This window comes from Hominimerdicola aceti, assembly GCF_025567495.1.
Classification (GTDB): domain Bacteria; phylum Bacillota; class Clostridia; order Oscillospirales; family Ruminococcaceae; genus Hominimerdicola; species Hominimerdicola aceti.
This window is the reverse complement of sequence record NZ_JAOQJZ010000004.1, coordinates 72,343-98,593: the sequence shown is the minus strand read 5'-3', so window position 1 is coordinate 98,593 and position 26,251 is coordinate 72,343. Positions and strand designations below refer to the sequence as shown.

At 41.4% G+C, this 26,251-nt stretch carries 21 protein-coding genes, 3 tRNA genes, 3 rRNA genes and 1 pseudogene; 22 read left to right on the top strand and 6 right to left on the bottom strand.

What is annotated here, in order from left to right:
- Window positions 1-47 precede the first annotated feature (47 nt).
- Window positions 48-1,016: a carbohydrate ABC transporter permease gene (locus tag OCV57_RS05485; RefSeq protein WP_022288679.1), complete on the top strand. Its 969-nt coding sequence runs from the start codon at window positions 48-50 to the stop codon at window positions 1,014-1,016.
- Window positions 1,016-1,879, top strand: a complete 864-nt coding sequence (locus OCV57_RS05480; RefSeq protein ID WP_081855888.1) for a carbohydrate ABC transporter permease — start codon at window positions 1,016-1,018, stop codon at window positions 1,877-1,879. The genes OCV57_RS05485 and OCV57_RS05480 overlap by 1 nt, the downstream gene beginning before the upstream one ends.
- Before the next feature lie 159 nt (window positions 1,880-2,038).
- Here the strand turns inward: OCV57_RS05480 and OCV57_RS05475 are convergent, their stop codons facing one another.
- A complete protein-coding gene (locus tag OCV57_RS05475; RefSeq protein ID WP_267300725.1) occupies window positions 2,039-3,316 on the bottom strand; it encodes an aspartate aminotransferase type Ic in 1,278 nt (425 codons plus the stop codon).
- Between the two features lie 604 nt (window positions 3,317-3,920).
- Here OCV57_RS05475 and OCV57_RS05470 point away from each other — a divergent pair.
- Window positions 3,921-4,919: a glycoside hydrolase family 130 protein gene (locus OCV57_RS05470; RefSeq protein ID WP_022288676.1), complete on the top strand. Its 999-nt coding sequence runs from the start codon at window positions 3,921-3,923 to the stop codon at window positions 4,917-4,919.
- Window positions 4,920-5,120: 201 nt separating this feature from the next.
- On the opposite strand, the gene OCV57_RS05465 is transcribed toward OCV57_RS05470, so the two are convergent.
- Together OCV57_RS05465 and OCV57_RS05460 are read right to left on the bottom strand one after the other, a co-directional pair.
- The gene (locus OCV57_RS05465; protein WP_138336916.1) at window positions 5,121-5,615 is read right to left on the bottom strand and encodes a hypothetical protein; all 495 of its coding nucleotides are present in this window, start codon (window positions 5,613-5,615) and stop codon (window positions 5,121-5,123) included.
- A gap of 13 nt (window positions 5,616-5,628) precedes the next feature.
- Window positions 5,629-6,447 (bottom strand): AraC family transcriptional regulator, encoded by an 819-nt coding sequence (locus OCV57_RS05460; protein ID WP_138336918.1) that lies wholly within the window; start codon window positions 6,445-6,447, stop codon window positions 5,629-5,631.
- 226 nt (window positions 6,448-6,673) lie between these two features.
- Here OCV57_RS05460 and glmU point away from each other — a divergent pair, with 226 nt between their 5' ends.
- On the top strand, window positions 6,674-8,101 hold the full coding sequence (glmU, locus tag OCV57_RS05455) for a bifunctional UDP-N-acetylglucosamine diphosphorylase/glucosamine-1-phosphate N-acetyltransferase GlmU (protein ID WP_117865601.1): 1,428 nt from the start codon (window positions 6,674-6,676) through the stop codon (window positions 8,099-8,101).
- 47 nt (window positions 8,102-8,148) lie between these two features.
- Here the strand turns inward: glmU and OCV57_RS05450 are convergent, their stop codons facing one another.
- Complete coding sequence (locus OCV57_RS05450) at window positions 8,149-8,364, bottom strand: helix-turn-helix domain-containing protein (RefSeq protein WP_118125528.1); 216 nt, start codon at window positions 8,362-8,364, stop codon at window positions 8,149-8,151.
- A 143-nt stretch (window positions 8,365-8,507) separates the two neighbouring features.
- On the opposite strand from OCV57_RS05450, the gene OCV57_RS05445 reads away from it, so the two are divergent.
- The 9 genes from OCV57_RS05445 (at window position 8,508) to OCV57_RS05405 (ending at window position 19,115) form a co-directional block, all read left to right on the top strand.
- Window positions 8,508-8,981 carry a TM2 domain-containing protein gene (locus OCV57_RS05445; RefSeq protein WP_022288671.1) on the top strand — a complete coding sequence of 158 codons (474 nt, stop codon included), beginning with the start codon at window positions 8,508-8,510 and terminating at the stop codon, window positions 8,979-8,981.
- A 180-nt stretch (window positions 8,982-9,161) separates the two neighbouring features.
- Window positions 9,162-9,785, top strand: coding sequence for an aminoacyl-tRNA hydrolase (gene pth, locus OCV57_RS05440; RefSeq protein ID WP_117865607.1), 624 nt, complete (start codon window positions 9,162-9,164; stop codon window positions 9,783-9,785).
- 25 nt (window positions 9,786-9,810) lie between these two features.
- The gene (mfd, locus tag OCV57_RS05435) at window positions 9,811-13,266 is read left to right on the top strand and encodes a transcription-repair coupling factor (RefSeq protein WP_267300715.1); all 3,456 of its coding nucleotides are present in this window, start codon (window positions 9,811-9,813) and stop codon (window positions 13,264-13,266) included.
- Between the two features lie 696 nt (window positions 13,267-13,962).
- Window positions 13,963-15,474 (top strand): 16S ribosomal RNA (locus tag OCV57_RS05430).
- 147 nt (window positions 15,475-15,621) lie between these two features.
- Window positions 15,622-15,697: transfer RNA gene (locus tag OCV57_RS05425), tRNA-Ala, on the top strand.
- Between the two features lie 33 nt (window positions 15,698-15,730).
- Window positions 15,731-15,807 (top strand) — tRNA-Ile (locus OCV57_RS05420).
- 159 nt (window positions 15,808-15,966) lie between these two features.
- Window positions 15,967-18,803 (top strand): 23S ribosomal RNA (locus OCV57_RS05415).
- A gap of 74 nt (window positions 18,804-18,877) precedes the next feature.
- Window positions 18,878-18,994 (top strand): 5S ribosomal RNA (gene rrf / locus OCV57_RS05410).
- The 16S, 23S and 5S rRNA genes sit together here with 3 tRNA genes alongside, the layout of an rRNA operon.
- Before the next feature lie 45 nt (window positions 18,995-19,039).
- A tRNA-Asn gene (locus OCV57_RS05405) sits at window positions 19,040-19,115 on the top strand.
- 91 nt (window positions 19,116-19,206) lie between these two features.
- On the opposite strand, the pseudogene OCV57_RS05400 reads toward OCV57_RS05405, so the two are convergent.
- Window positions 19,207-19,710, bottom strand: a pseudogene (locus OCV57_RS05400) (tRNA threonylcarbamoyladenosine dehydratase); the annotation flags it as partial.
- On the opposite strand from OCV57_RS05400, the gene OCV57_RS14360 reads away from it, so the two are divergent.
- The 9 genes from OCV57_RS14360 to OCV57_RS05360 all read left to right on the top strand — a co-directional run bounded on the left by OCV57_RS14360 (window position 19,618) and on the right by OCV57_RS05360 (window position 25,444).
- Window positions 19,618-19,965: a cellulose binding domain-containing protein gene (locus OCV57_RS14360; RefSeq protein WP_394804271.1), complete on the top strand. Its 348-nt coding sequence runs from the start codon at window positions 19,618-19,620 to the stop codon at window positions 19,963-19,965. The pseudogene OCV57_RS05400 and the gene OCV57_RS14360 overlap by 93 nt on opposite strands.
- Before the next feature lie 355 nt (window positions 19,966-20,320).
- Entirely contained in the window at window positions 20,321-21,142 is an 822-nt protein-coding gene (locus OCV57_RS05395; protein ID WP_267300714.1) for a hypothetical protein, read from the top strand.
- 50 nt (window positions 21,143-21,192) lie between these two features.
- A complete protein-coding gene (locus OCV57_RS05390) occupies window positions 21,193-21,726 on the top strand; it encodes a hypothetical protein (RefSeq protein WP_267300713.1) in 534 nt (177 codons plus the stop codon).
- A gap of 95 nt (window positions 21,727-21,821) precedes the next feature.
- Entirely contained in the window at window positions 21,822-22,076 is a 255-nt protein-coding gene (locus tag OCV57_RS05385; protein WP_267300711.1) for a hypothetical protein, read from the top strand.
- Between the two features lie 15 nt (window positions 22,077-22,091).
- On the top strand, window positions 22,092-22,382 hold the full coding sequence (locus tag OCV57_RS05380) for a hypothetical protein (RefSeq protein WP_022287860.1): 291 nt from the start codon (window positions 22,092-22,094) through the stop codon (window positions 22,380-22,382).
- 79 nt (window positions 22,383-22,461) lie between these two features.
- Complete coding sequence (locus OCV57_RS05375) at window positions 22,462-22,614, top strand: hypothetical protein (protein ID WP_195552210.1); 153 nt, start codon at window positions 22,462-22,464, stop codon at window positions 22,612-22,614.
- A 571-nt stretch (window positions 22,615-23,185) separates the two neighbouring features.
- Window positions 23,186-23,506, top strand: coding sequence for a hypothetical protein (locus OCV57_RS05370; RefSeq protein ID WP_267300709.1), 321 nt, complete (start codon window positions 23,186-23,188; stop codon window positions 23,504-23,506).
- A 5-nt stretch (window positions 23,507-23,511) separates the two neighbouring features.
- A complete protein-coding gene (locus tag OCV57_RS05365; RefSeq protein WP_267300708.1) occupies window positions 23,512-24,237 on the top strand; it encodes a hypothetical protein in 726 nt (241 codons plus the stop codon).
- A gap of 211 nt (window positions 24,238-24,448) precedes the next feature.
- Complete coding sequence (locus OCV57_RS05360) at window positions 24,449-25,444, top strand: hypothetical protein (RefSeq protein ID WP_267300707.1); 996 nt, start codon at window positions 24,449-24,451, stop codon at window positions 25,442-25,444.
- 449 nt (window positions 25,445-25,893) lie between these two features.
- Here OCV57_RS05360 and OCV57_RS05355 read toward each other — a convergent pair whose 3' ends face one another.
- Entirely contained in the window at window positions 25,894-26,208 is a 315-nt protein-coding gene (locus OCV57_RS05355) for a hypothetical protein (protein ID WP_267300706.1), read from the bottom strand.
- Window positions 26,209-26,251: the final 43 nt, after the last annotated feature.

Sequence of the window (26,251 nt, the reverse complement as noted above, 5' to 3'; positions counted from 1 at the left end):
ACAGGCATTGTTCCTGTGCCTGATAATTGTGTTCAGGAGGACCTCAAATGCAAAACGGCAATAGAAAAGGCATTGCACAGTGGTCAAAGACTTATGCGGGTAAAAAGTTCTATACTTCTATACTGTTTCTTGCACTGCCGATAATCCTGCTTGTAACGTTTACCTTTATCCCTGCTCTGGATATGGTCATATTCAGTTTTCAGAACAGAGACCCATACGGCACTAACCCTACATATGCAGGCTTTTCAAATTATGTAACGATATTCACCGACAAGGACTATCTTGAAACTTTCAAGAACAGCCTTTATTATCTTGTTGGTTCATTCATTCAGCAGGCACTGGCTTTGCTGCTGGCGTCTATCCTCTGCTCAAAGATAAGAGCAAAGGGACTTTTCAAGGGAATACTTTTCTTCCCTTATCTTATGAACGGCGTTGCGGTATCTATCATATTCCAAAGATTTTTCCTCAAAGGTCAAAAGGGTCTTACCCCTGACGGAACGCTCAACACTATCCTTACCACACTGGGCCTTGACCCGATACTGTGGTTCGATGTTGACAGGCCGTTTCTTGCAAACTGCTGCTTGGTGTTCATTTCCATATGGAAATACATAGGCTTTGATATCATCATGTATATCGGTGCTATCCAGTCTATTAGCCCTGACCTTTACGAGGCGGCTGACCTTGACGGTGCTAACCCATGGCAGAATTTCAGATATATCGTATTTCCAAGCATAAAGCCTATCATCTCATTGCAGCTTATCCTTGCTGTAAAGGGTGCTATCTCAGTATTCGAGATACCATATATCACAACAAAGGGCATGATGGGCACTACCACATTCGTTATCAAGACTATCAACACGGCGTTCTCGCTGAAAAAGGTGGGTCTTGCTTCGGCAATGGGTATCGTGCTGCTTATCATAACGATAATCGTAACGTTTATACAAAAATACTTCTTCCGTGAGGACGACAAGACCCCTAAGGAGAACAAAAGGAGCAGAAAGGGGGCTGTGAAATAATGGCACAGAATGAAAACAAAGATTCAAAGCCGCTTTATATCGGCTCAAGGGTACTGAACATTTTCAAGTATGCTTTTCTTATACTCTGCTGTCTTATAGTAATAGTACCGATACTTGTTGTGCTCATAGGCTCGCTGAAAACTTACAAAGAGCTTTCAAACACCACGGTGTTCACTCTTCCGGAAGTGCCTCAGTGGGAGAACTTCAAGACAGCGTTTTTTACACAGAACATTCTTCTTGCATTCAAAAACACGGCTATAATCATTGTTGTATCCTGCGTTGGTTCGATAATAACAGGTACGATGACGGCTTATGTCGTTCAGCGCTTCAACACCTATTTTTCAAGAACAGTAAAGACAGCGTTCCTTATTGCAACGCTTCTGCCTAATATCACAATGCAGGTAACGGTATTCCAGATAGTTTACAAGCTTGGTCTTTACAGATCTATGCTTGCACCTATCATTTTGAATATCGGTACTGATATTATTTCTATCTATATTTTCATTCAGTTTTTGGGGCAGATATCATATTCCCTGGACGAAAGTGCTATTATGGACGGCGCTTCTTATCCAAGGGTTTATTTCAGCATAATTCTCCCTAACCTTAAGCCTGCAATAGCAACAGTGCTTATCATCAAGTTCGTTGGTATCTACAACGATTTCTACACTCCAAAGCTTTATATGCCTGATGATGACCACGTTGTTATCTCAACTGTGCTTTACAATCTTATGAACGCCACTTCTGTACAGTGGGAGGTAGTTTTTGCGGGAATCGTAATTTGTATCATTCCGACTCTTATTATATTCCTCTTACTGCAAAAGTACATTTACAGCGGACTTGTTTCTGGAGCTGTAAAAGAATAAGCTTTATTCCCATTTTAATTTCCTTACCATAGCGGGCGGTATGACCTTTTAGGAGGTCGATACCGCTTTTGCTTTATAGGCAAACAAAAAAAGCGATGTGCCTTTTGCAAGGTCATCGCTTTTTTATATAGAGAGTATTGTTATCTTGACTTAGTTGAATTATTCTGCAAGAAGCTTTTCTGCACTTGCAAGCTTAACTGCTGTAGCGAACACGTCGGCTGCAACTTTAAGCTCGTTCTCAGGCGGGAATGTAGGAGCAATTCTGATGTTTGAATCGTCAGGGTCCTTTCCGTAAGGGTATGTTGCACCTGCACCTGTGAGGACTACGCCTGCCTCTTTGCAAAGCTGACAAATTCTCTTTGCACAGCCGTTAAGAGCGTTGAAGCTTATAAAGTAACCGCCGTTTGGCTTCTCCCAGCTTCCGATTCCCAGAGGTGCTATCTCCTTTTCGAGAGTGTCAAGAACTATCTTGAACTTAGGCTCGATTATAGCCCTGTGCTTCTTCATATGCTCCATAAGGTTTTCATATGTGCCGAAGAACTTAACATGGCGGAGCTGATTTATCTTGTCATAACCGATAGTCTGAACTGTCATCATGGATTTGAGGTACTTGATGTTCTTTTCAGATGACGCTATCATTGCAACGCCTGCGCCAGGGAATGTTACCTTTGATGTAGAGGCGAGCATATAAACTCTGTCAGGGTTGCCTGCCTTTTCACACTCGTCAAGAATGTTGAGCAGTGTGTCAGGTGTATCAGAAAGGTGGTGGATACAATATGCGTTATCCCAGAATATCTTGAAATCCTTAGCCTTTGTTGTCATGGCTGCAAGACGCTTTACTACCTCGTCAGAGTATGTTGTGCCTGTAGGGTTAGCATACATTGGCACACACCATATACCCTTGATAGTATCGTCCTCAGCAACGAGCTTTTCTACCATATCCATGTCAGGACCGTTTTTGTCCATTGGAATGTTTACAAGCTCAAAGCCCATTTTTTCTGTTATAAGAAAATGTCTGTCATATCCAGGAACAGGGCAGAGCCACTTGACTTTTGTATCCTTCCAAGGCTTTTCACCGTCGCCTGTGCCGAAAAGCATGAACTTTGCGATAGTGTCATACATGATGTTAAGGCTTGAGTTTCCGCAAATGATAAGCTCATCAGGTGTTACGCCGAGCATAGGAGCAAAAAGTGCCTTAGCCTCAGGCAGACCGTCAAGACCACCGTAGTTTCTGCAATCTGTGCCGTCCTCAGCAAAACAATCCTCGCTGCTCTTTACTGCTGTGAGCAGACCCTCTGTCAGGTCGAGCTGCTCAGCAGACGGCTTTCCTCTTGCCATGTTCAGCGACAATCCCTGAGCCTTGAAATCGTCATATTTTTTCTGGACTTCTGCTTTGAATGATGCCAGTTCCTCTGCAGACATTTCTGTTAGTTTCATATCAATGTCCTCCACTTGTAAATTATAAATTATAGTACACTACTATACAGAACAATTCGGCAAATCCCGACTTTCGCCGCACTCTGCCGAACGTATCTGATATCCTTACTTATATTGTATACCCTTTTCACTGATTTTGCAAGTGCTTTTTCTATTCTTGCAAAAAATCAGAAACTTGCACGAATATGCTTATGCTAATATGACCATTATGGGCAACTTTTATAATTTACATTCAAAACGCTTGCTGATGATCCGTTTTTTTGTTTTGCTAGAACTAACTGAGCCTGCAGATACAGAAAACCGCAGTTTTTTAGTGCGATGCAAAAATATGAAACCAAGCAAACTGTTAATAAAATGTTAAATTTAAGAAGAATACGTTTACATATAAATTTTAAACGTTTTCAGCAAAAATAGGGGCTTGAAATTTTTCTGAAAGTGTGTTTTAATAATAACAGCGGCATTTTACCGATAAGGTAAGCCGAATGATATCGCCTTGAATAAGCGGGAAAAGTTTCGCATTTCTATTCGAGGGAGGAATAAAAACAAGGGCATGACCTGACGGTCAGCCTCAGTATTTTTTATATTATGAAAGGTGGATTTTAACATGAGCGTTAAAGTAATCAACGGACAGGCTATCCCAAATATGCCTTGGCAGGATAAGCCGGCTGACTGCAATGAAGTGATCTGGAGAGATAACAGAAACCCTATCATTCCTAGAAATCTTCTTCCTACATCAAACTCTATCTTCAACAGTGCGGTAGTTCCTTTCGAGGGCAAGTTCGCAGGCGTATTCCGTGTTGACGATAAGGAAAGAAACATGGCTCTCCATGCTGGTTTCTCTGAGGACGGTATTCATTGGAACATCAACCCAACAAGAATTATGTTCGAGCAGGCTGAAAAGTCTACAGAAGAAGTAAATCAGTGGGGCTACGGCTATGACCCAAGAGTATGCTTCATCGAAGACAGATATTGGGTAACATGGTGTAATGCATACGGCTGGAAGCCAACTATCGGCGTAGGCTATACATATGATTTCAAGACATTCTATCAGTGCGAGAACGCATTCCTCCCATTCAACAGAAACGGCGTACTCTTCCCAAGAAAGATCGACGGCAAGTATGTAATGTTCTCAAGACCTTCTGACTCAGGTCACACACCATTCGGTGATATGTACATTTCACAGTCACCTGACATGAAGTACTGGGGCGAGCACAGACACGTTATGGGACCTCTCAAGGGCTGGGAGTCCAAGAAGATCGGTGCAGGTCCTATTCCAATAGAGACAGACGAGGGCTGGCTCTGCTTCTATCACGGTGTTCTTGAGTCTTGCAACGGCTTTGTATACAGCTTCTCAGCTTGCATCCTTGACAAGGAGCAGCCATGGAAAGTTAAGTACAGATGCGGCGAGTATCTCATCAACCCAAGAGAGATCTATGAGTGCGTAGGCGATGTTCAGAACGTAACATTCCCATGCGCAACACTTTGCGACGCTGAGACAGGCAGAATTGCTATTTACTACGGCTGTGCTGACACTTGCGTAGGTCTTGCTTACACAACTGTTGACGCTGTTGTTGACTATGTAAAGAGCCATTCTTCTATCTAATTTCGATCTGATAGGACTAACAGAATAGTTTACAAAAGAGCAGAACTTCGGTTTTGCTCTTTTTTGTTGGTGTATAAAAAATCAACGGGCGACCTCAGGTCGCCCCTACATATAAACAGCGTATTTACGCAAATCGTAGGGGCGAACAGCGTTCGCCCGTTTTTATGATGTGATTTTACAGTATCTAATTTATTTAATGCCCTATATTTTTTCAGGTGCGTCCTTTTCGTATTCGGCGAATTGCTTTTCCATATCAGCTTCGCTTTCGCCAACTGAGCGCAGTATCTCTTTGAGAAATACTCTGTCCTCAGGCTCTCCTGAAAGCTTTGCACTGTGCTTTTCGTAGAAGTATCTCATTTTAAGCACGCTGATAGGGGAAAGCTCCTGCTTTTCTGCGGCTTCGTATGCAGAGTTCACGTCTGTGATGAAAAAGCCCATGCTGTATTCAGGAGCCTCCTCGCATATAGCTTTAAGCATGTCTGCTATAAGATCTTCACGGACGTACACCACTCTGTCTGCAGAGTGGAGCATTCGCATTGTGCTGTTGTAGTCTGATACCCTGAGTGTTTTAAGCTCATCACGGCTCAGACCCAGCCATGAAAGGGCAACGGCTGCTGCAGCCTCAGTATTGGTTTCATGCAAAGCTTTGACCTTATCCTCTATCTGAGAAAAGGAATAGATATATTTTTGTTCCATATTTATTGCCACCTTATGCCTTTATCTTCCTGTATTCCGCCGGAGAGATGTTCTCATGCTTTTTGAATACAACATAAAAATACGAGCTGTCGCTGAAGCCTGTTTCCGAAGCTATCTCCGCAACTGTCTTTGAGGAGTAGGTAAGAAGCTCCTTTGCGTGGCTTATGCGCACTGTGTTTAAATATTCCATTGGTCTTATGCTGAAATTTTTCTTGAAAAGTCTGCAAAGGTGCTGTTCTGATACCCCTGCCACAGCCGCCATATCTGCGAGCTTTATAGGCTTTGAATAATTCTCCTCGGTGTATTTCATGACCCTTGCGACGGCTTCGGAATTTACACGGCTCTTGTATGGGAACTTATCGTCCGAAAGCTTGCGGTATTCAAGAAGCATATCGTAAAGCTGTGCGGAGGCATAATAGTTGCCGTATGCCTTGTCGCTTTTTATGGTGTAATATGCACTGTCAAAAAGCTTGTGCATACGCTCTGCGCCACAGTTTAAGAAAACATGAAATTTGTTAAGATCCCATTCTTTCAGCAGCTCGAGAGCCTGTTTGCCGTCAAAGCACACCCAGTCAAGATACCATGAATGAGTCGTGGCTCTATATTCGTGGGGACAGTGCGGTGGTATATAGAAAATGCTGTCAGGCATTATTTTTACGGTCTTGCCGTCTACCGTTACCTCACCCTCGCCCTCAAGACAGACGAAAAGCTGAGGATAATCATAGCCCTCCGGTCTGCTGACAGGAAACTGCCAGCAGCTCACGCCTATGCCGATGATATAAAATGGCAGAGCTTTTTCAGTTCCTATAACAGGATAGAATTGTTTCTGCATATATTTTCCCCCATATCTGAAGCAGAAAAAAACTGCAATATATGAACATGATAACTACACATTTTATTATAGCAGTGTCGCAATATGTTGTCAAGCAAAAGAATAAATTGCGATAAAATATGAACCAACTGTTGACTTTTTATCCCAACCGTATTATAATAATAAGGAAATGGTGCGAAAGTGCCAAGTCTTATTTTGTGGGACGTATCTGAAAGGAATTTGTATTATGGAGAACAATGTTATTATTCTTGCCGGCGGACAGGGCAAGAGAATGAAGACCAATATGCCAAAAGCTTTGTGCAATGTTATCGGTGAGCCTATGCTGGAGTGGGTGCTGACAGCCTGCGAAAATGCAGAGCTTGACGATATCTGCGTTGTAAAAGGCTACGAGGGTCAGCAGATAGAGGATTATCTTGCACAGAGAAAGTCAAAGGCTAAAATCTGCACTGTTATGCAGGAAGAGCGACTTGGCACAGGTCATGCTGTTATGCAGGCGGCTGATTTTCTTAAAGCTCACGCTGAGGGGAACACACTTATACTCTGCGGCGACGCTCCTTTTATCGACGCAGAAACTATCAAGGGTGCGTTGGAGCTTCATACTGAAAAGGACTGCGGCGTAACTGTTGTTACATCAAGAGTTGAGAACCCTACAGGCTACGGCAGAATAATCCGCACTGAGAATGGCATTTCAGGAATAGTTGAGCACAAGGACTGCACACCTATGCAGCTTGCTATCACTGAGATAAACTCAGGCTGTTACTGGTTCAAGACGGCTGATCTGCTGGAAGTTCTTTTTGACATCAAGCCAGAGAACGCTCAGGGCGAGTATTATCTTACAGACTGCATCGAACTGCTTATTGCAAAGGGCAAAAAGGCTGACGCATTTATTTCGGCAAATCCTCATGTTGCGCTTGGTGCAAATGACAGACGTGGTCTGCTTGCACTGAATGACATTGCAAGATATGAGATAATAGGAAAGTGGCTTGACGAGGGTATCGAGTTCTGCTGCACAGACGGCGTTTCTATTGGAAACAATGTTACTATCGGTCATGGAACAAAGATACACAGCGGAGTTATACTTAGAGGAAACACCACTATCGGTGAAAACTGCAATATCGGCAACAACTGCATAATAGAGAACACAACTGTAGGAAACGGCGTAAACCTCAACAATGTTCAGGCTTACGAGTCTGTTATCGAGGACGACGTTAAGATAGGGCCTTATGTTCAGCTCAGACCTAATTCACACATCAAGAAGGGTGCGAAGATAGGCGACTTTGTGGAGATAAAGAACTCAACTATCGGCGAATACACAGCGGTGGCACATCTTACATACATCGGCGATTCTGACGTCGGCTCAAATGTAAACTTCGGCTGTGGCGTTGTAACAGTAAACTACAACGGCGACAAGAAGTTCAGAACTGTTATCGAGGACAATGCTTTCATCGGCTGTAACACAAACCTTGTTGCACCTGTAAGAGTCGGCAAGGGCGCATACACAGCGGCAGGCTCTACTATCACAACTGATATCCCTGACAACGCACTTGCTATCGAGCGTGGCAGAGAAACTATCAAAGAGGGCTACGCTGAGAAGAAGCTCAAGGCGAGAACAGAAAAGTTCGAGGCTATCCACGGCAAGTCTGAGGAGAAGTAATATACCCAAATATAAGCAAGACCCTGTCTTTTGTAAGGCAGGGTCTTTTATTTGTTTAGCTTTTTGTTGTTTGTCCTGCCGAGGATATAATCGGTGGAAACGCCATAGAAGTCCGCTAGGATAAGTAGGTGTTCCACGGGGATAGTTCTTGCACCACGCTCATATCTTGAATACACTGTCTGACTGGTAAAAAGGATTTCGGCTATCTGCGTTTGGTTCATGTCCATATCTTCGCGCAAATCTCTTAATCTCTGGAAATACATAAAAATTCTCCTTGTTTTTTGTATAAATTGTAGAAAGTGATTTTAGTACCTATTGGTACTATTGACTTTACCATATTTTTGTGCTATGCTATACATATTAAAACCGTATGGTCTTAAAATATGGTAAGAGGAGAAGTATATGTATGTCTAAAATTCTTTCGATTGATAATGATATCATCACTATTGGCATGGACGGAGGAACACTCAAAGAAGTGAGAGCTGTTGACCTTAATTTCGTACCTCATGTTAATGACGAGGTGGAGATTTTTGAAACAGAAACTAAAACCATTGTTTCAAAGCTTGAAAAAGAGCAGCCGAATCCATTGCCTTATTCGCCAAATGGCATTAACATCAACGTCCAGAATACTCAGGAAATGAAGAATGAGCAATCTTCAACTCTGGCAAATGGAACTATTGCAGTAAATAAAGTTGTATATTGTTTATTGGCATTTTTCCTTGGTGCAGTTGGCGGTCACAAATTCTATAGTCATAGAATAGGTGCAGGCGTGTGCTATCTGCTTTTCTGTTGGACGGGTATTCCAGCAATTATTGCTCTTATTGAGTTGATCGTTGCTCTTTGCAAAAAGAGTGACGCAAACGGCATGATATTGGTATAGTCTTTTCTGCTGATTTTATTCATTTTTCGTTTGACAAACAAAATCTCATATGCTATAATAAAGCCGACAGTAAAATGTCGGCTTTTGTTTATACCCCGTCTTGCATAAAGACGGGGTTATTGTGCGTGGATAGAATAAGCTGTCGGGGCTGACATATTATAAAAGATAGGAGAATTTACAATGGATATATTTGAGAAATTAAAGAAATTGTCTGCCGAGAGGGAAACGGCAATGGGCAAGCCTGAGTATATTATCGTGGGGCTTGGAAACCCCGGTGTGGCTTATGAGAATACACGCCATAACGCAGGATTTCTTGCGGTGGCGGCTATGGAAAAGAAATACGGCTTTTCGGTGAATACACATAAGTTCAAGGCTCTTGTGGGACGTGCCGTTATAGGCGGAAAAAGTTGTCTTGTCATGAAGCCTGAAACTTTCATGAACAATAGCGGTGAGGCTGTCAGCGACGCTATGGACTTTTATGATATACCACTGGAAAATGTTGTCGTGGTCTATGACGATATTTCACTTGACGTGGGCAAAATGAGGATACGCAGAAACGGTTCGGCTGGCGGTCACAATGGCATAAAAAGCATTATCGCACTGTGCGGCGGTCAGGATTTCCCAAGGGTAAAAATAGGCGTGGGCAAAAAGCCTCACCCTGATTACAACTTGGCTGACTGGGTGCTTTCAAGATTCACTGACGAGGAAATGAAAAAGCTTTCTGATGTGGATAAAAACACCTGCGAGGCTGTGGAGCTTATGGTGCAGGGTAAGATAAACGAGGCTATGAACAAGTTCAATTAAGTATATTTTTTCGGAGAACAGCAAGATGAATATTTTTTATGAAATGGCGAGCCGTCTTGGCTTTTATAAAGATGTGAAAAACTGCCTGCTCAAAGGGTTTACCCCATGTGCGGTCACGGGCGTTTCAAATATACACAAGGCTCAGACCGCAATGGCTCTCAGCAGGCTTTCCCCTTGTCTTGTTATATGCGACGATGAAGCGTCAGCCATTAGAATGACAGGGGATATAAACGAAATGGCTGGGGAACAGCTTGCCTGCGTTTTTCCTGCAAAAGACCTGAACTTTGCATACATGGAGGGCGTTTCAAGAGAATATGAGCATAAAAGGCTGGAAGCTCTCTCACTTATCACTCAGGGCAAATGCAAGATAATCGCCGCAAGTATGGAGGCTTGCTTGCAGGGAACTATTCCGCAGGATAAGCTGAAAGAATTTTCCTTTGAGATAAAAACAGGGGGCGAACTGAGCCTTGAGGAGCTTACTAACAAGCTTCTTGCAGGCGGTTATACAAGAACAGATCAGGTGGAGGGTCAGGCGCAGTTTTCTGTGAGAGGCTCTATCGCAGATATTTTCCCTGTGCAGGAGTCACGTCCTGTGAGAATAGAGCTTTGGGGCGACGAGGTTGACTCTATATCATATTTTGACCCTGAAAGCCAAAGACGTACTGACCCTATAGACGAGATAACGGTTTTCCCTGCCTTGGAGATAATTTTCCCTGACACTGATGACCTTGTGGCAAAGCTTGAAGCCTTGTCGAAGTCTGTCCGTGGAAGCCGTACCGATAAGATAAGAACGAATATTTCAAGGGATATAGAAACGGCTCAGAGCGGTATCACGCTCACAAATCTTGATAAGTATTATACTGTGTGCTATGACAAACTCACAACAGTGTTTGATTACTTTGAGAGCGGTGTTTGCCTTGTGTCGGAGTATACGAACTGTATCGAAAAGGGCAAGGCGGCTCTTGCTCAGCTTTCAGAGGATATGAAGCTCCTTTATGAGGACGGCATACTTTTCAGAAAGCTGGAGGGCTTTTATCTTGATATACCACAAGCGGAACTAAAAATAACACAAATGAAGTCGGTGTTTCTTGACAGCTTTATGCGCTCTAACAACGGCGTGAAGTTTAAAAAGCTTATCAATACCGACTGCCGACAAACGGCGGCTTGGGGCGGTAATATCATCAATCTTGAAGAAGAATTGAAAAATCTCTGCTCTCAGGGGTATTGCACTGTTGTGCTGGCAGGCTCGGAGAAGACGCTTCCTATTATAAATAAAGACCTTAATGATGCTGGCATCTCTGCGGAGATCCTCACTGAGGACAGCGAGATAATAAAGGGTAAAGTATACCTGCGCACAGGCTGTCTGTCAGGCGGATTTGATTATCCTGACATAGGTTGTGCGGCTATCACTCAGATGAAAGCCATGAGTGCAAAGAAGCGTAAATCTCATCACAAGGCAGGAGAAGAGATAAAAAGCCTTTCGGATATACAGACAGGCGACCTTGTTGTTCACGCTATGTACGGCATAGGCAGATTTTCAGGAATAAAAAATATAGAAACGAACGGTGTAACAAAGGATTATATCACCATAAAATATGCAGGCACGGACGTGCTTTATGTGCCCGTTACTCAGCTTGACCTTGTGTCAAGATATATAGGTCCTAGAGATGACGGGGCAGTGAAACTTAATAAGCTCAACTCTATGGAGTGGACAAAGACACGAAACAAGGTAAAGTCTGCCGTAAAGGATATGGCGGAGGAGCTTACAAAGCTTTATGCTCAAAGACAAATGGCAAAGGGTTTTGCTTTTTCCCCTGACAACGATTGGCAGGCGGACTTTGAGGAGCGTTTCGACTATCAGGAAACCGACGATCAGTTAAGATCTATACAGGAGATAAAGTCAGATATGGAAAAGCCGTCCCCAATGGACAGACTTCTCTGCGGAGATGTGGGCTTCGGCAAAACGGAAGTGGCTCTCCGCGCGGCGTTCAAGTGTATGCTCGATAACAAGCAGGTGGCTATACTTGTGCCAACAACTGTTCTTGCATGGCAGCATTATCAGACGGCGATAAAAAGATTTGAGCATTTCCCTGTGAAAGTGGAATTACTTTCAAGATTTAGAAAACCAAAGGAGCAACAGCAGATAATAAGAGAGCTTAACCGTGGCACTATCGACCTTATCATAGGCACGCACAGGCTTGTGCAGAAAGACGTTAAGTTCAAGGACTTGGGTCTTGTTATCATAGACGAGGAACAGCGTTTTGGTGTTGCCCATAAGGAAAAGTTTAAGGAAACTTTCAAGGGCGTTGATGTGCTGACACTTTCGGCTACCCCGATACCAAGAACGCTTAACATGGCAATGAGCGGTATCAGAGATATGTCGGTCATAGAGGAACCACCTATGGACAGACACCCTGTTCAGACCTATGTTATAGAGCATAATATGGGTGTTATAGCGCAGGCCATAAGCAAGGAGCTGCGACGTGGTGGTCAGGTGTATTATATCCACAACAGGGTGGAAACTATCATGATGACCGCAAATAAGCTTCAGGAAATGCTCCCTGACGCAAGGATAGCGTTCGCACACGGACAAATGCCCGAGGAGGAGCTGTCGGAAATATGGCGGCAGCTTTGCGACAGAGAAATAGATATCCTTGTCTGCACCACCATAATCGAAACGGGTGTTGACGTGCCGAATGTAAATACACTTATAATAGAGGACGCTGACAGGCTTGGACTATCACAGCTTTATCAGCTTAGAGGACGTGTGGGAAGATCAAACCGCCGTGCTTTTGCGTACTTCACTTTCAGACGTGGCAAGGTACTCACTGAGGTAGCGGCAAAAAGGCTTGATGCAATAAGAGAGTTCACGCAGTTCGGCTCAGGCTTCAGGATAGCGTTGCGTGACCTTGAAATAAGAGGTGCAGGCTCTATACTCAGCGGTAAACAGCATGGACATATGGAAGCGGTGGGATATGATATGTACCTGAGATTGCTCAATGAGGCTATAGCTGAACAAAAGGGCGAGGCTCTGCCACCGTCACCTGAGGATTGTTTGGTGGATATATCCATAGACGCATTTATACCTGACCATTATATAGAAAATCTGTCACAGAGGATAGATTGCTATAGGAAGATAGCTTCCATAGGCAATGAGGAGGATTCCAGGGACGTTATCGACGAGCTTATAGATAGATACGGCGACCCACCGAAATCAGTGCTGGGATTGGTGAACGTTGCACTTACGAGAAATACTGCTTCAAAGCTTGGCATAAAGGAAATAACACAAAGAGGGGATAAGGTGCTGTTCTTTGTGAAAACCGCAGAGGTGGAGCAGATACAAGCGTTATATGGAGCTTATAAGAATAGGATACGTTTCTTTGACGGAGATAAGCCGTATTTTGCGGTGACGTTGGAGAAAAAGCAGAAAGCGGCGGAATTAATGGCGGAAACGGTAAGATTAATGAGGAATGAGGAGTGAGGAGTGAGGAATGGCGGAGCCATACCGAGTAAATCATTAACACAAAATATAGGAAACACCGAGCAAAGTGACAACTGAGCGACGCACAGCTGTCACTTTTTGTATCAAGATAACAAAGGAGCAAAGCAAAATGGACAAAAAGAGATAAGAAAAGGGAAATAAAGTGTAAAAAAAGCAGAAAGCGAAAAAAGGGGTTGACAAAAGGGCATAAAAGTGATAAAATAAACAAGTCGCCTCGAGAGAGAGCGATAAAGGAAGAAGCGAAACGAAGGTAAAAGGTTCGGGAGAACAGAAGAGACCTGAGAAGTAGCTTGAAAAGAACTTCATAAAAAGTTCACAAAGAAAAGTCTTGACAAAGCTTAGCTAATATGATATAATAGATAAGCTGATTTAAGACAGCACATTAGAAAGCACGAAAAAATCGAAAGTCAAAAANAAAAACTTTTTTGAAAAAACTTCAGAAAAGGGGTTGACAAAAGATAAAAAGTGTGATATAATGTAAAAGTTGCACGACACAAAAGAGTGTAACGAAACAGCATCTTGAAAATTGAACAAAGACGAATAGTACGAAACCCTTGAGAGATTCTTTTGAGAAAAAGAATTAAAGGTCTAACATAAAGACGTAAAAGAAATGTACGTTCAGTGAAATGAACTGAAACAGGATAACAAGAGCAGAGATGCTTTTGATATACAACTTTAATTAAGAGTTTGATCCTGGCTCAGGACGAACGCTGGCGGCACGCTTAACACATGCAAGTCGAACGAGAGAAGAGAAGCTTGCTTTTCTGATCTAGTGGCGGACGGGTGAGTAACACGTGAGCAATCTGCCTTTCAGAGGGGGATACCGATTGGAAACGATCGTTAATACCGCATAACATAATTGAACCGCATGATTTGATTATCAAAGATTTATCGCTGAAAGATGAGCTCGCGTCTGATTAGCTAGTTGGTAAGGTAACGGCTTACCAAGGCGACGATCAGTAGCCGGACTGAGAGGTTGATCGGCCACATTGGGACTGAGACACGGCCCAGACTCCTACGGGAGGCAGCAGTGGGGAATATTGCACAATGGAGGAAACTCTGATGCAGCGATGCCGCGTGAGGGAAGAAGGTTTTAGGATTGTAAACCTCTGTCTTCAGGGACGAAAAAAGACGGTACCTGAGGAGGAAGCTCCGGCTAACTACGTGCCAGCAGCCGCGGTAATACGTAGGGAGCGAGCGTTGTCCGGAATTACTGGGTGTAAAGGGAGCGTAGGCGGGATCGCAAGTCAGATGTGAAAACTATGGGCTTAACCCATAAACTGCATTTGAAACTGTGGTTCTTGAGTGAAGTAGAGGTAAGCGGAATTCCTAGTGTAGCGGTGAAATGCGTAGATATTAGGAGGAACATCAGTGGCGAAGGCGGCTTACTGGGCTTTAACTGACGCTGAGGCTCGAAAGCGTGGGGAGCAAACAGGATTAGATACCCTGGTAGTCCACGCCGTAAACGATGATTACTAGGTGTGGGGGGACTGACCCCTTCCGTGCCGCAGCAAACGCAATAAGTAATCCACCTGGGGAGTACGACCGCAAGGTTGAAACTCAAAGGAATTGACGGGGGCCCGCACAAGCAGTGGAGTATGTGGATTAATTCGAAGCAACGCGAAGAACCTTACCAGGTCTTGACATCGTATGCATAGCTCAGAGATGAGTGAAATCTCTTCGGAGACATATAGACAGGTGGTGCATGGTTGTCGTCAGCTCGTGTCGTGAGATGTTGGGTTAAGTCCCGCAACGAGCGCAACCCTTACTGTTAGTTGCTACGCAAGAGCACTCTAGCAGGACTGCCGTTGACAAAACGGAGGAAGGTGGGGATGACGTCAAATCATCATGCCCCTTATGACCTGGGCCTCACACGTACTACAATGGCTGTTAACAGAGGGATGCAAAGCCGCGAGGTAGAGCGAACCCCTAAAAGCAGTCTTAGTTCGGATTGTAGGCTGCAACCCGCCTACATGAAGTCGGAATTGCTAGTAATCGCAGATCAGCATGCTGCGGTGAATACGTTCCCGGGCCTTGTACACACCGCCCGTCACGCCATGGGAGTCGGTAACACCCGAAGCCTGTAGTCTAACCGCAAGGAGGACGCAGTCGAAGGTGGGATTGATGACTGGGGTGAAGTCGTAACAAGGTAGCCGTATCGGAAGGTGCGGCTGGATCACCTCCTTTCTATGGAGAACAGAGAAGAAGAAAAAACTTCTCATAAAACAATTCTCCGGTCAGCAAAGGTTTAAGAAAGTAGTTTTTGTTCAATTTTGAGGATGCTGGAAACAGTATCTTTAAAACAGCACAATGGAGTACCTAGTCCCTGCATATGGGGGTGTAGCTCAGCTGGGAGAGCACCTGCTTTGCAAGCAGGGGGTCAGGAGTTCGATTCTCCTCATCTCCACCAAGGGACGAAGGAAGAACGAACTAATAACTAAATGGGCGCATAGCTCAGGTGGTTAGAGCGCACGCCTGATAAGCGTGAGGTCGGTGGTTCGAGTCCACTTGTGCCCACCAGCAAGAGAGATCTTGCAAGGAACGAAACTTGAAAATTGAATAATGAAAAGCAAAAGTAATGCAAATGAGGAAAAATGAACGACAATAACGAAAGTTAAAGTCGGGTAAAAAACCTGCAATTAGCATAAAAATTAAGAGGATTAGACATAATTCAAAAATGGTTAAGCTAAGAAGAGCGTAGGGAGAATGCCTTGGCATTAGGAGCCGATGAAGGACGTGATAAGCTGCGATAAGCTGCGGGGATCAGCAAGTATGAATTGATCCGCAGATTTCCGAATGGAGCAATCCGTATGTGTATGCACATACATCATATACTGAATCAAATAGGTATATGAGGGGAACCGCCTGAACTGAAACATCTAAGTAGGGCGAGGAAGAGAAATCAACCGAGATTCTGTGAGTAGTGGCGAGCGAAAGCGGAAGAGGCTAAACCATAGGTAGCAATACTTATGGGGTTTCGGACAGCATTTAGTATTGATAATTTCTAGTTGAAACGTGTGGGAAAACGTACCGAAGAGTGTGAGAGTCACGTAAGCGAAAGAGAAAGTCAGCGAGCTGTATCCAAAGTACCGCGGGACACGTGAAACCCCGTGGGAAGATGGGGGGACCATCCTCCAAGCCTAAATACTACCTAATGACCGATAGCGAATAGTACTGTGAAGGAACGGTGAAAAGAACCCCGGGAGGGGAGTGAAAAAGAACCTGAAACCCTATGCTTACAAGCACCGAGAGCACGTCAAAGTGTGATCGGGTACCTTTTGTAGAATGGTCCGGCGAGTTATTGTATGCGGCAAGGTTAAGTGCTTAAGGCACGGAGCCGAAGCGAGAGCAAGTCTGAACAGGGCGAAAAAGTCGTATGCAATAGACCCGAAACCGAGTGACCTATCCATGTCCAGGCTGAAGTGGAGGTAAAACTCCATGGAGGGCCGAACACACGTCCGTTGAAAAGGCCGGTGATGAGGTGTGGATAGCGGAGAAATTCCAATCGAACTCGGATATAGCTGGTTCTCTCCGAAATAGCTTTAGGGCTAGCCTCGTGAAAGATTACTGGAGGTAAAGCACTGAATGGGCTAGGGGTCGAAAGATTACTGAACCCTATCAAACTAAGAATGCCAGATAATTGATTCACGGGAGTCAGACAATGTGAGATAAGTCTCATTGTCAAAAGGGAAACAGCCCAGACCCACAGCTAAGGTCCCTAAACATTGTTAAGTGGAAAAGGATGTGGGGTTGCATAAACAACCAGGATGTTGGCTTAGAAGCAGCCACTCATTAAAAGAGTGCGTAATAGCTCACTGGTCGAGTGACCCTGCGCCGAAAATTCAACGGGGCTAAACAATGTACCGAAGCTTGGGATTCTAAAGTAATTTAGAGTGGTAGGAGAGCGTCGAATAAGGGGTGAAGTCAGAGCGGAAGCGCTGGTGGACTTTATTCGAGTGAGAATGCCGGAATGAGTAGCGAGAATTATGTGAGAATCATAATGGCCGAAAATCTAAGGTTTCCTGAGGAAGGTTCGTCCGCTCAGGGTAAGCCGGGGGCTAAGGCGAGGCGGAGACGCGTAGCCGATGCACATACGGTTGAAATTCCGTAGCCACCGAAAGATTTAAGTACAGGGACGCTTTAGAAGTGATGTTGCCGGGCGATGGTTGACCCGGTCGTAAGGGATCGAAAATGAGTAGAGAAGTCATCATGGAAAGAGACAAGAAAAGCTGTATGTATATTTTAGGTGCCCGTACCGCAAACCGACACAGGTAGATGGGAAGAAGATTCTAAGGCCAACGGGAGAAGGGTTGTTAAGGAACTCGGCAAGTTGACCCCGTAACTTAGGGATAAGGGGTGCTCAAGTGATTGAGCCGCAGAGAATAGGCCCAGGCGACTGTTTAGCAAAAACACAGGTCTCTGCTAAATCGAAAGATGACGTATAGGGGCTGACACCTGCCCGGTGCCGGAAGGTTAAGAGGAGATGTGAGAGCATTGAATTGAAGCCCCGGTAAACGGCGGCCGTAACTATAACGGTCCTAAGGTAGCGAAATTCCTTGTCAGGTAAGTTCTGACCCGCACGAAAGGTGTAACGATCTGGGCACTGTCTCAACAACTCGCCCGGCGAAATTGTAGTACCGGTGAAGATGCCGGTTACCCGCGACTAGACGGAAAGACCCCATGGAGCTTTACTGTAGCCTAATATTGGATTTCGGTATTTCACGTACAGGATAGGTGGGAGACTGGGAAGCACAGGCGTCAGCTTGTGTGGAGTCGACCTTGGGATACCACTCTTGGAGTGCTGGAATTCTAACCTGCGGCTTTGAAGCAAGTCGGGGGACATTGTTAGGTGGGCAGTTTGACTGGGGCGGTCGCCTCCTAAAGAGTAACGGAGGCGCTCAAAGGTTCGCTCTGCATGGATGGAAACCATGCGTCAGAGTGTAAACGCAAAAGCGAGCCTAACTGCGAGAATGACGGTTCGAGCAGTAACGAAAGTTGGAGTTAGTGATCCGGCGGTATGTGAATGGAAATGCCGTCGCTCAACGGATAAAAGCTACCCTGGGGATAACAGGCTGATCTCCCCCAAGAGTCCACATCGACGGGGAGGTTTGGCACCTCGATGTCGGCTCATCGCATCCTGGGGCTGAATTCGGTCCCAAGGGTTTGGCTGTTCGCCAATTAAAGCGGTACGCGAGCTGGGTTCAGAACGTCGTGAGACAGTTCGGTCCCTATCTGTCGTGGGCGTAGGATATTTGCAAGGAGCTGTCCCTAGTACGAGAGGACCGGGATGGACGCACCTCTGGTGCACCAGTTGTCACGCCAGTGGCACAGCTGGGCAGCTATGTGCGGAACGGATAAACGCTGAAGGCATCTAAGCGTGAAGCCGCCCTTAAGATAAGATATCCCTTCTGTTTACAGAGTAAGACCCCTTGAAGACTACAAGGTTGATAGGCTCAAAGTGTAAGCACGGTGACGTGTTTAGCTAGCGAGTACTAATCGGTCGAGGGCTTAACCTTATTGGTTATGACTACTCCTTTTAACCAACAGCTTTTTCATTATTCAATTTTGAGGATTCGTTCCTCTTCACTTAGTCGGTGGCGTTTGAGTTGAGGTCACACCTGTTCCCATGCCGAACACAGTAGTTAAGCTCTTCTTCGCCGAAAATACTTGGATGGTAACGTCCCGGTAAGATAGGGTGCTGCCGACACCTTACTAAACAGAGAAGATATTATTCTTCTCTGTTTAGTCATATTCCTCCTTAGCTCAGTCGGTAGAGCATTCGGCTGTTAACCGAAGGGTCGTTGGTTCGAGTCCAACAGGGGGAGCCAGAGGGCTGTAGCTTTTGCTATGGCTCTTTTTTTTATTTACTTCTTTTACATTGAAAAAGGACGAACTTTTGCGGTTCGTCCTTTGTTTGTATTATTTCTTAGCCAGATCTTTTATAACTTCTCCTGCCACGATAAGTCCCACCACTGACGGAACAAATGCTGTTGAACCTGGAATATCACGGCGCACTGTGCATTTTCTTGCCGTACCAGGAGGACAAATGCATTCCTGACGGCATGAAATAGCCATATCTTCTATCGGTCTGATAGGCTGTTCCTCTGAGTAAACAACTTTAAGCGACTTTATGCCTGCCTTTTTAAGCTCTCGTCGCATGACTTTCGCAAGAGGGCAGACCTTTGTCTGATAAATGTCCGCCACACAGAATGCTGTAGGGTCAAGCTTGTTGCCTGCACCCATTGAGGATATAACAGGTACTTCTGCGACGTCTGCTCGCTTTATTATCTCCAGCTTGCCTGTAACAGTGTCAATGGCGTCGATAATGTAATCATACTGAGTAAAATCAAACTGATCCGCTGTGTCAGGCATATAAAAACACTTGTATGTGTTCACCTTTATGTCAGGGCAGATGTCGCTGATAACAATTCATCTGTCTATATAGGCAATGGTTATGTTGTTTATTATGATATTAAAAGCTCATGGGGCAATAATCAGAATATTGAAATAAAAATCAAAAATATATGTTCAGAAACTATATCAAACTGGGCTTTGAAATACGACGCTCATGGAGAGATAAGCGGACTTTGGAACGGCATTGCTTACAGCAGCGAAACTCAGTATATTATAAAAAAAAAGCAGGATATAATTATGAAATTCAGTCCGATCAGGAAGTGAATTTCGGTTACTGTGTGACAGGAGAAGGTCTTGAAATTCCAAAAGTTTTTGAAATCTGTTTACAAAGAACCGATAAAGCAGAAAATGAATATATGGTTTCGCTGAATGTTACCAACGATTGGGGTAACGGTTTTACCGGTGAAATAAAAATACAAAATCTCTCAGCCGAACCAATCCCCAGACTTTTGGCGTGCCTGATTCTGAGTATATATTTGAAGTTGACGTTCCGCCAGATGTCGAAAACTTTTCAAATATTAATACCGATACAAATCCTTTCGAGGTATCGGTTAAAATGAAAGCTGCAGGAAATATTCTGTCAAATCTTGATGCATGAGAAAGCCTTTACTCAAAAGCAATGACAAATGATGCAACTTTAGGAATTTGTTCGGAATTTATTTACGATGAGGGTTGCAAAATTGAAGAAGCTGTGATACAATTTAAAATAGATTACGAGAATGCAGTCGAAGCAGATACTAAAAAGGCTGAAGATTCTGAGTTCTATGGAATAAAAAAGTATAGTATTTTCAAATTCTTTGAGGATACGGGAATACTCCTCCATGTTACAACCGAGATCGATGAGGAAAACAATACGCTCAGTACAACAGTAGATTCCCTTTGTTCTTACTGTGTGATTGATATGGAAAAACTTTTGAATGATTGGCTTGAATTTGAAGCAGAAACAGAGGAACAGCCAGAAGTATTTCAAAGTGTATGTTCATCAGTTATGTATGCAATGAAAATGGGCTTTGAGGATTCATTAAACATAATTATTACTGATAAAGCACATGAATTACTATTAGAACATGGAGGCATCGTAGGATTAGTTGCAGAACTAACTATACAAGCTTTAAATGCACTTCTTAATATTTCAGAGGAGGCTAAGATATCTATTTATACATATGGTGCAGCTACCATGGCGGATTGTTTCTCTGAGTATTTAAAAAATCAATTATATCAATCCTTTATAATTGGTGAAGATTATTATGAGGTTTATAACAATGATATTTCTAAAAGGTATTTTGTATACCTAGCAAAATTAAGGTTATATTCTGAAGATCGATATTGTAAGTTTAGAAATTTATACAATATTGAAGATTATAGTAATGAGCTATTAATAGCAAACTATAACATCTCGTTTTTGCAGGATTACTTGAGTAGAGATTATATTTGGTGGTGATAAGAATCAAAAATCTACATAAAATTTTATTAATAACGGATATTATTTTAATGATAGTATGTAATGCATCATATATTCCAAGTAGCACCATAGGGAAAACGAATTTAATTATAATGATGATTCTCATATTAGTAAAATTGCTGTCGAATTTTTTCTTTTGGTGGTTTAGCGGTCTCCTTGTTGTACGTTGGATAGTTAATGACTACAATTTTTTTGAGTCTAAAAAGAAAAAATATATATCTGCATTGACCATAGGAACAGTAGCAGTAATTTGTCCGTTTTTAATTTACTCAAGTAATATGTGTACAGATTCTAAAAAAGATGGAATTGGTTACGATATTTTGTTCCTATATTACGCCAGTTTCGATTTAGCCGAAGATAATACCGCAACTGTTGACTTAGAGGGATGTACCATAGACGTTTATGATAATTCGGACATACTGCCAGGTGGAGAAACCTATTATGACAAACGCTGGTGTCTTAATACTAAAACGAAGAAATTTGTTTTAAGAAAGATACATATCAGTTCAAAGTTTTTAACAAACTGTATTCCTCAGATAACATTAAATACACAGGTACTGTAACCTATTATGAAAAAAGCGGATTTATAAAAAATGTGGATATAACATCTGATATATATGTGGAAAACGAGCCAGTATTAAAAAATCTTGAAATTTGGATGGAAACTAATAAGAATGTTATTCTCATAAACAGACCCGAAATACAGCATAAAGAAACTGATAAAAACTTATTCTGGTACGTCACCAAAAACGGTGAATTTAGTAAATGTTTTCAGGCATACAGCAAAACTTGGACTAATTTTTTGACTTTTGCTGATAAAGGCGACTATACAGTGACTTTGGTTACAGATTATGATGAAGCTACAGGGGAGTGTACTTCTATTAGTAATACGATAGAGTATACGATAGAATGACAGGAGAAAAAACCAATGACTGGGTTCACAAAATCATTCCTATGGAGATTTATACTTGATATAATCATACTGGGAATTTTCGTAAGACTTTTACAGACTGTTATCTTGGCGATTTTGTCAAGAAGTATGGAGACTTATTCAACACCGTTCCTTATTATTGAAGCAGTTGTCGTATCGGCAATCAGTATGTTGTTTATCTGCTTTCTCACATACTGGAATATCGGCGTTATTTCAAAGAAAGGTTGTTATGACTATCCGATGGATTCAGATAAATGGTTCAGAAATTTTGCAATTATTAATATCTGACAGACGATGGGTTGAATGTCAAAGCACTACATATTTCATGCAATACTTAGCCTTGTTGGCTGCAGAGGGGCAAGAGCATATGACAATAGCATTAGAAGAAGTGGCTCCAATATTTAAAGATGTAAAATGGGATTTTATTAGATACAGTACTGTTAATGATGTACTCAAAGGAACAGATTACATATCAGATCCACATTTACAAATTAGTTATTACGTTATATCAAGGGGATGATAATTTTGAAAAAGGTATATAATTATTTTAAAATTCTTGCACTTGACATAACGATATACTTGTTAAGTATTTTGTTTGCTCTTATGTATAGATATGTATTTTCAAAGGTGTTAGATACTCTTAGCGGTTCAACGTGGGCAAGTGGAATTGCTTTGTTTTTTATAATCAACACACTTACGTTTCTATGTATCGTTATTTTGCCAACATTGTTTTATATAAAAAAGGATAAATTTGATATTATCAGTTTACTTATGACAGCAGTGATATTATTTTTATTATTCTCTATGTATACGCCACCATTTTTATATCTGTTTGTGTTTACCGACTCGATAACGGGTTTCTTGTTTAATGTTTTACAGATGTCTAAGCTAAAATCTTCGATTTTGATATCATTTCAATATTCGATAATAATTTTTCTTACAGCCAAAATTCATAGAGTAAAAGCAACATAAGCTATATTATTATATGACAGTACATTATACTAATAAATTGACAATTGAAAGTATTGCGATCAAATGGAAAAGCAAAACAGCTAAAAGTAATTAGAATAATAAATTATAGGAGGATAACAATGGATATTACAAAGAGGCTTTCAGTTTTATTGATTACTGCGGTAACGGCAGTGTCATTGGTTTCTTGTGGACAGGCTACAAGCTCTAAAGTTAGTTCTGATTCAGAAGTCAGCTCAGTTGTAAATGCCAAAGTTTCGGCATGGGATAATCTTAACGATAAGGAAAAAGATTTCTACAAAGGTTTAGAGAAAAAGGGTCATACCATAGATAAAGATACAGGCTATGTATATATCGATGCAGCAGGGTTTCAAGACGACTGGGGAAGAACTTATGGGAACGAAGGTATTGTAATAACCTATTGGTTTGGAAACGAGGAGTGAATCATATGTCGAAAAAATGGAATGACCCAGATGCAAGAGATAACTATGCTCTGTTAATAACATTAGACAATATAATTATTTCATTTATTTTTATGTATGTTAATTATAGCGTTGCAACCAATTTTTTATCAGGGAAGTTTCTAGAATATTCAATCCATAATTTAAAAGTACTATTTATTATAAGATTTATATGTATTTTAATATGTAGCTATAACGTTTCTAAGATATTATTTTCTGTGATAGAAATGTATAATAAATATGATAGAACATTTAGCAATTTCGATGACTATAGGTTTAAAAACAAGTTTAGTTATTATCAGTTTGTTAAAGCGATGAGTATTTCATCAATCAACGCCATGAAGAAACAATCTATCAGAATGGCTCTATATTCTATATTATGGATTGTCACAATAATAGTTTTGTCGATGCAGAGTTTTGCTTCATACGGAACGAAAAATTCAATTCAACAGGTCATGTGCCTGAATCAAATTGATAATGATATTAAAACTAATAATATTATTGAATATGATATCATTAGTCCTAATGTGTATACATCATCAAATGGGCTCCATTATATTATTTCATACTATAATCAAGATGATACAGAACTTATTTTGACAAATTCGCAATATGATTTGTTGAAAAATGATAAAAATGCATCTTATCGCATTACATACTATCGTTCATCAGGATTTGTAATTATTGTTGAAAAAACAACTATAAATACGTAGGAAAAACAATGACTCAATTCACAAAATCATTTTTATGGAGATTTATATTAGATATAATTCTTCTTGGAATTTTCGTAAGACTTTTGCAGAGCGTTATCTTGGCGATTTTGTCAAGAAGTATGGAAACTTATGATGATGTTGATTATGTATATGATAAATACGCATATAACAATATCAAACATATTAATGAGGAGATTTTGTAGGGAAAAATATGAAAGCTATTAAAACAATTTATAATAATTGCGGTTGGTTTTTGTTAGTGCTGATATTCGGAAATATATTATTGAATTTTTTTGCTCCAAACTCATTGATTGGTCAAGAAAATATAAATTTAGTTTGTTTATTTTTGAAAATTAAAGCAATCTCAGCAATTGTACTAGCCTTTTTTATGATCATGTTTATGATAAAATCGGCTGTAACATTCTTTAATGAAAAAGGTTACGGTTTAGGTCATAAAATTGTTGGAGTCGTATTTTCGTGTTTTGTTTCAATATTGTGGATGAATTTTATATCTGTTCAGTCTCAGTATAGTACATACGGCATAAAAAATCTAATTGAAGAAATTTCTGTTGTGCAAAAAATAAGCAACGGAAGTGCTTTTAAGAAAACTATTAATTTAACCAAGCAAGATGATAATATTTCGGTTTATACAAAAAAATCGAAAAAGTCTTCTTATCCATCACGATTTCAAGGTGTTCAGGCTACTCAATTGTATAATTTTTATGGAGTTTATGCGGATTCAGACAAATTAAAAGTATATAATGAAAGCATAAATACTCAACTAAGATTAAGTCTTAGTAAATCAGAGTTTGACTATTATAATGACTTGATAAAATCAGCTAATAACAATGATGAGTTTCAAATTGAGTTTTATACTGATAAAGATGGAAAGAATTTGGGATACATAGAATCAATTCAGTTGGTTGAGAAAAAAAATTCGCCGTCATATTCAGAAAATATATCTGTGAAAGAAAATTCTGATTTATATACTGTTACAAAGAGCGATAATTCAGAATTAGAAAATATATGTTGGCTTATAGTCAAGGACGGTGAAATTCAAAAAATTGTCGATGCAAGTGAAATAAACGAATTCAAATTGCAAAAGGATGTGCCGGAAGGAGTATATACAGTATTATTGTGTACTGATTATGATTCTACCACACATTCATATACACAAGTAAGCAACGCTATTGAAATTATAATTTGATAACAGGAGAAAGACATGACCCAATTCACAAAATCATTCCTATGGCGGTTCATATTAGACATTATCTAATTGGGGATATTTGTTAGGCTTTGTCAAAATATTATTTTGACAATTACGTCAAGATTCATATCAACCTATTCGACACCGTTTCTTATTATTGAAGCAGTTGTCGTATCGGCAATCAGTATGTTGTTTATCTGCTTTATTACATATTGGAATATCGGTGTTATTTCAAACAAATGGAGAGCTATGAAGCTTTTAGGCGTTTATAAGCTTCATTGATAAGTGGATAGAGAAAATGACCAGATTGGTGATTGCGTGAAAAATGCAGGATAGTTGTAAATATGTTGAATTATCGATACTACGAAAAAGACCGAGTAAGATGTTCCGGTGGAACATTTTGCTCGGTCCGATTATTATTTGACTTGAATAGTTACTATGTTGTAATATCAGACCGGAGCCGCATATACTTCGTAGATCTCGGTATAATTAGAGGTAAATATGTGAAGCTGTCCCATATCATAAATGCTTACACCGTAGTTGCTGAAAGCTTGTGCAATGTCATCGTATGAGTAGAAAGCAACTCCTGATGACACCTCGCTTGCACTAATGCAAATATCCCAGCTATATGAGTGCTTGTTTTCAAGGACCAGCATAGGAGAGTTGTCGCCACTGTAAACCATAGCAATTTTATAGCTACCGCTTATATACTTTAACCCGTCTGAAATCGTGAGATCTGACCAGACAGGTATGCCGCTTCCCATTTTATTTTGTAATAGTCACCAATCACATAACACTGTTATGTTT

What these genes read in the sequence shown, in the direction of transcription:
- OCV57_RS05485 (WP_022288679.1), top strand. Translation starts at nt 48, where the DNA reads ATGCAAAACGGCAATAGAAAAGGCATTGCACAGTGGTCAAAGACTTAT.
- OCV57_RS05445 (WP_022288671.1), top strand. Translation starts at nt 8,508, where the DNA reads ATGTCTAAAATTCTTTCGATTGATAATGATATCATCACTATTGGCATG.
- OCV57_RS05470 (WP_022288676.1), top strand. Translation starts at nt 3,921, where the DNA reads ATGAGCGTTAAAGTAATCAACGGACAGGCTATCCCAAATATGCCTTGG.
- pth (WP_117865607.1), top strand. Translation starts at nt 9,162, where the DNA reads ATGGATATATTTGAGAAATTAAAGAAATTGTCTGCCGAGAGGGAAACG.
- OCV57_RS05370 (WP_267300709.1), top strand. Translation starts at nt 23,186, where the DNA reads ATGGATATTACAAAGAGGCTTTCAGTTTTATTGATTACTGCGGTAACG.
- OCV57_RS05390 (WP_267300713.1), top strand. Translation starts at nt 21,193, where the DNA reads ATGATAGTATGTAATGCATCATATATTCCAAGTAGCACCATAGGGAAA.
- OCV57_RS05465 (WP_138336916.1), bottom strand. Translation starts at nt 5,615, where the DNA reads ATGGAACAAAAATATATCTATTCCTTTTCTCAGATAGAGGATAAGGTC.
- OCV57_RS05450 (WP_118125528.1), bottom strand. Translation starts at nt 8,364, where the DNA reads ATGTATTTCCAGAGATTAAGAGATTTGCGCGAAGATATGGACATGAAC.
- OCV57_RS05375 (WP_195552210.1), top strand. Translation starts at nt 22,462, where the DNA reads ATGACAATAGCATTAGAAGAAGTGGCTCCAATATTTAAAGATGTAAAA.
- OCV57_RS05475 (WP_267300725.1), bottom strand. Translation starts at nt 3,316, where the DNA reads ATGAAACTAACAGAAATGTCTGCAGAGGAACTGGCATCATTCAAAGCA.
- OCV57_RS05380 (WP_022287860.1), top strand. Translation starts at nt 22,092, where the DNA reads ATGACTGGGTTCACAAAATCATTCCTATGGAGATTTATACTTGATATA.
- OCV57_RS05355 (WP_267300706.1), bottom strand. Translation starts at nt 26,208, where the DNA reads ATGGGAAGCGGCATACCTGTCTGGTCAGATCTCACGATTTCAGACGGG.
- glmU (WP_117865601.1), top strand. Translation starts at nt 6,674, where the DNA reads ATGGAGAACAATGTTATTATTCTTGCCGGCGGACAGGGCAAGAGAATG.
- OCV57_RS05365 (WP_267300708.1), top strand. Translation starts at nt 23,512, where the DNA reads ATGTCGAAAAAATGGAATGACCCAGATGCAAGAGATAACTATGCTCTG.
- OCV57_RS05395 (WP_267300714.1), top strand. Translation starts at nt 20,321, where the DNA reads ATGACAAATGATGCAACTTTAGGAATTTGTTCGGAATTTATTTACGAT.
- OCV57_RS05480 (WP_081855888.1), top strand. Translation starts at nt 1,016, where the DNA reads ATGGCACAGAATGAAAACAAAGATTCAAAGCCGCTTTATATCGGCTCA.
- OCV57_RS05385 (WP_267300711.1), top strand. Translation starts at nt 21,822, where the DNA reads ATGGAAACTAATAAGAATGTTATTCTCATAAACAGACCCGAAATACAG.
- OCV57_RS05360 (WP_267300707.1), top strand. Translation starts at nt 24,449, where the DNA reads ATGAAAGCTATTAAAACAATTTATAATAATTGCGGTTGGTTTTTGTTA.
- OCV57_RS05460 (WP_138336918.1), bottom strand. Translation starts at nt 6,447, where the DNA reads ATGCAGAAACAATTCTATCCTGTTATAGGAACTGAAAAAGCTCTGCCA.
- mfd (WP_267300715.1), top strand. Translation starts at nt 9,811, where the DNA reads ATGAATATTTTTTATGAAATGGCGAGCCGTCTTGGCTTTTATAAAGAT.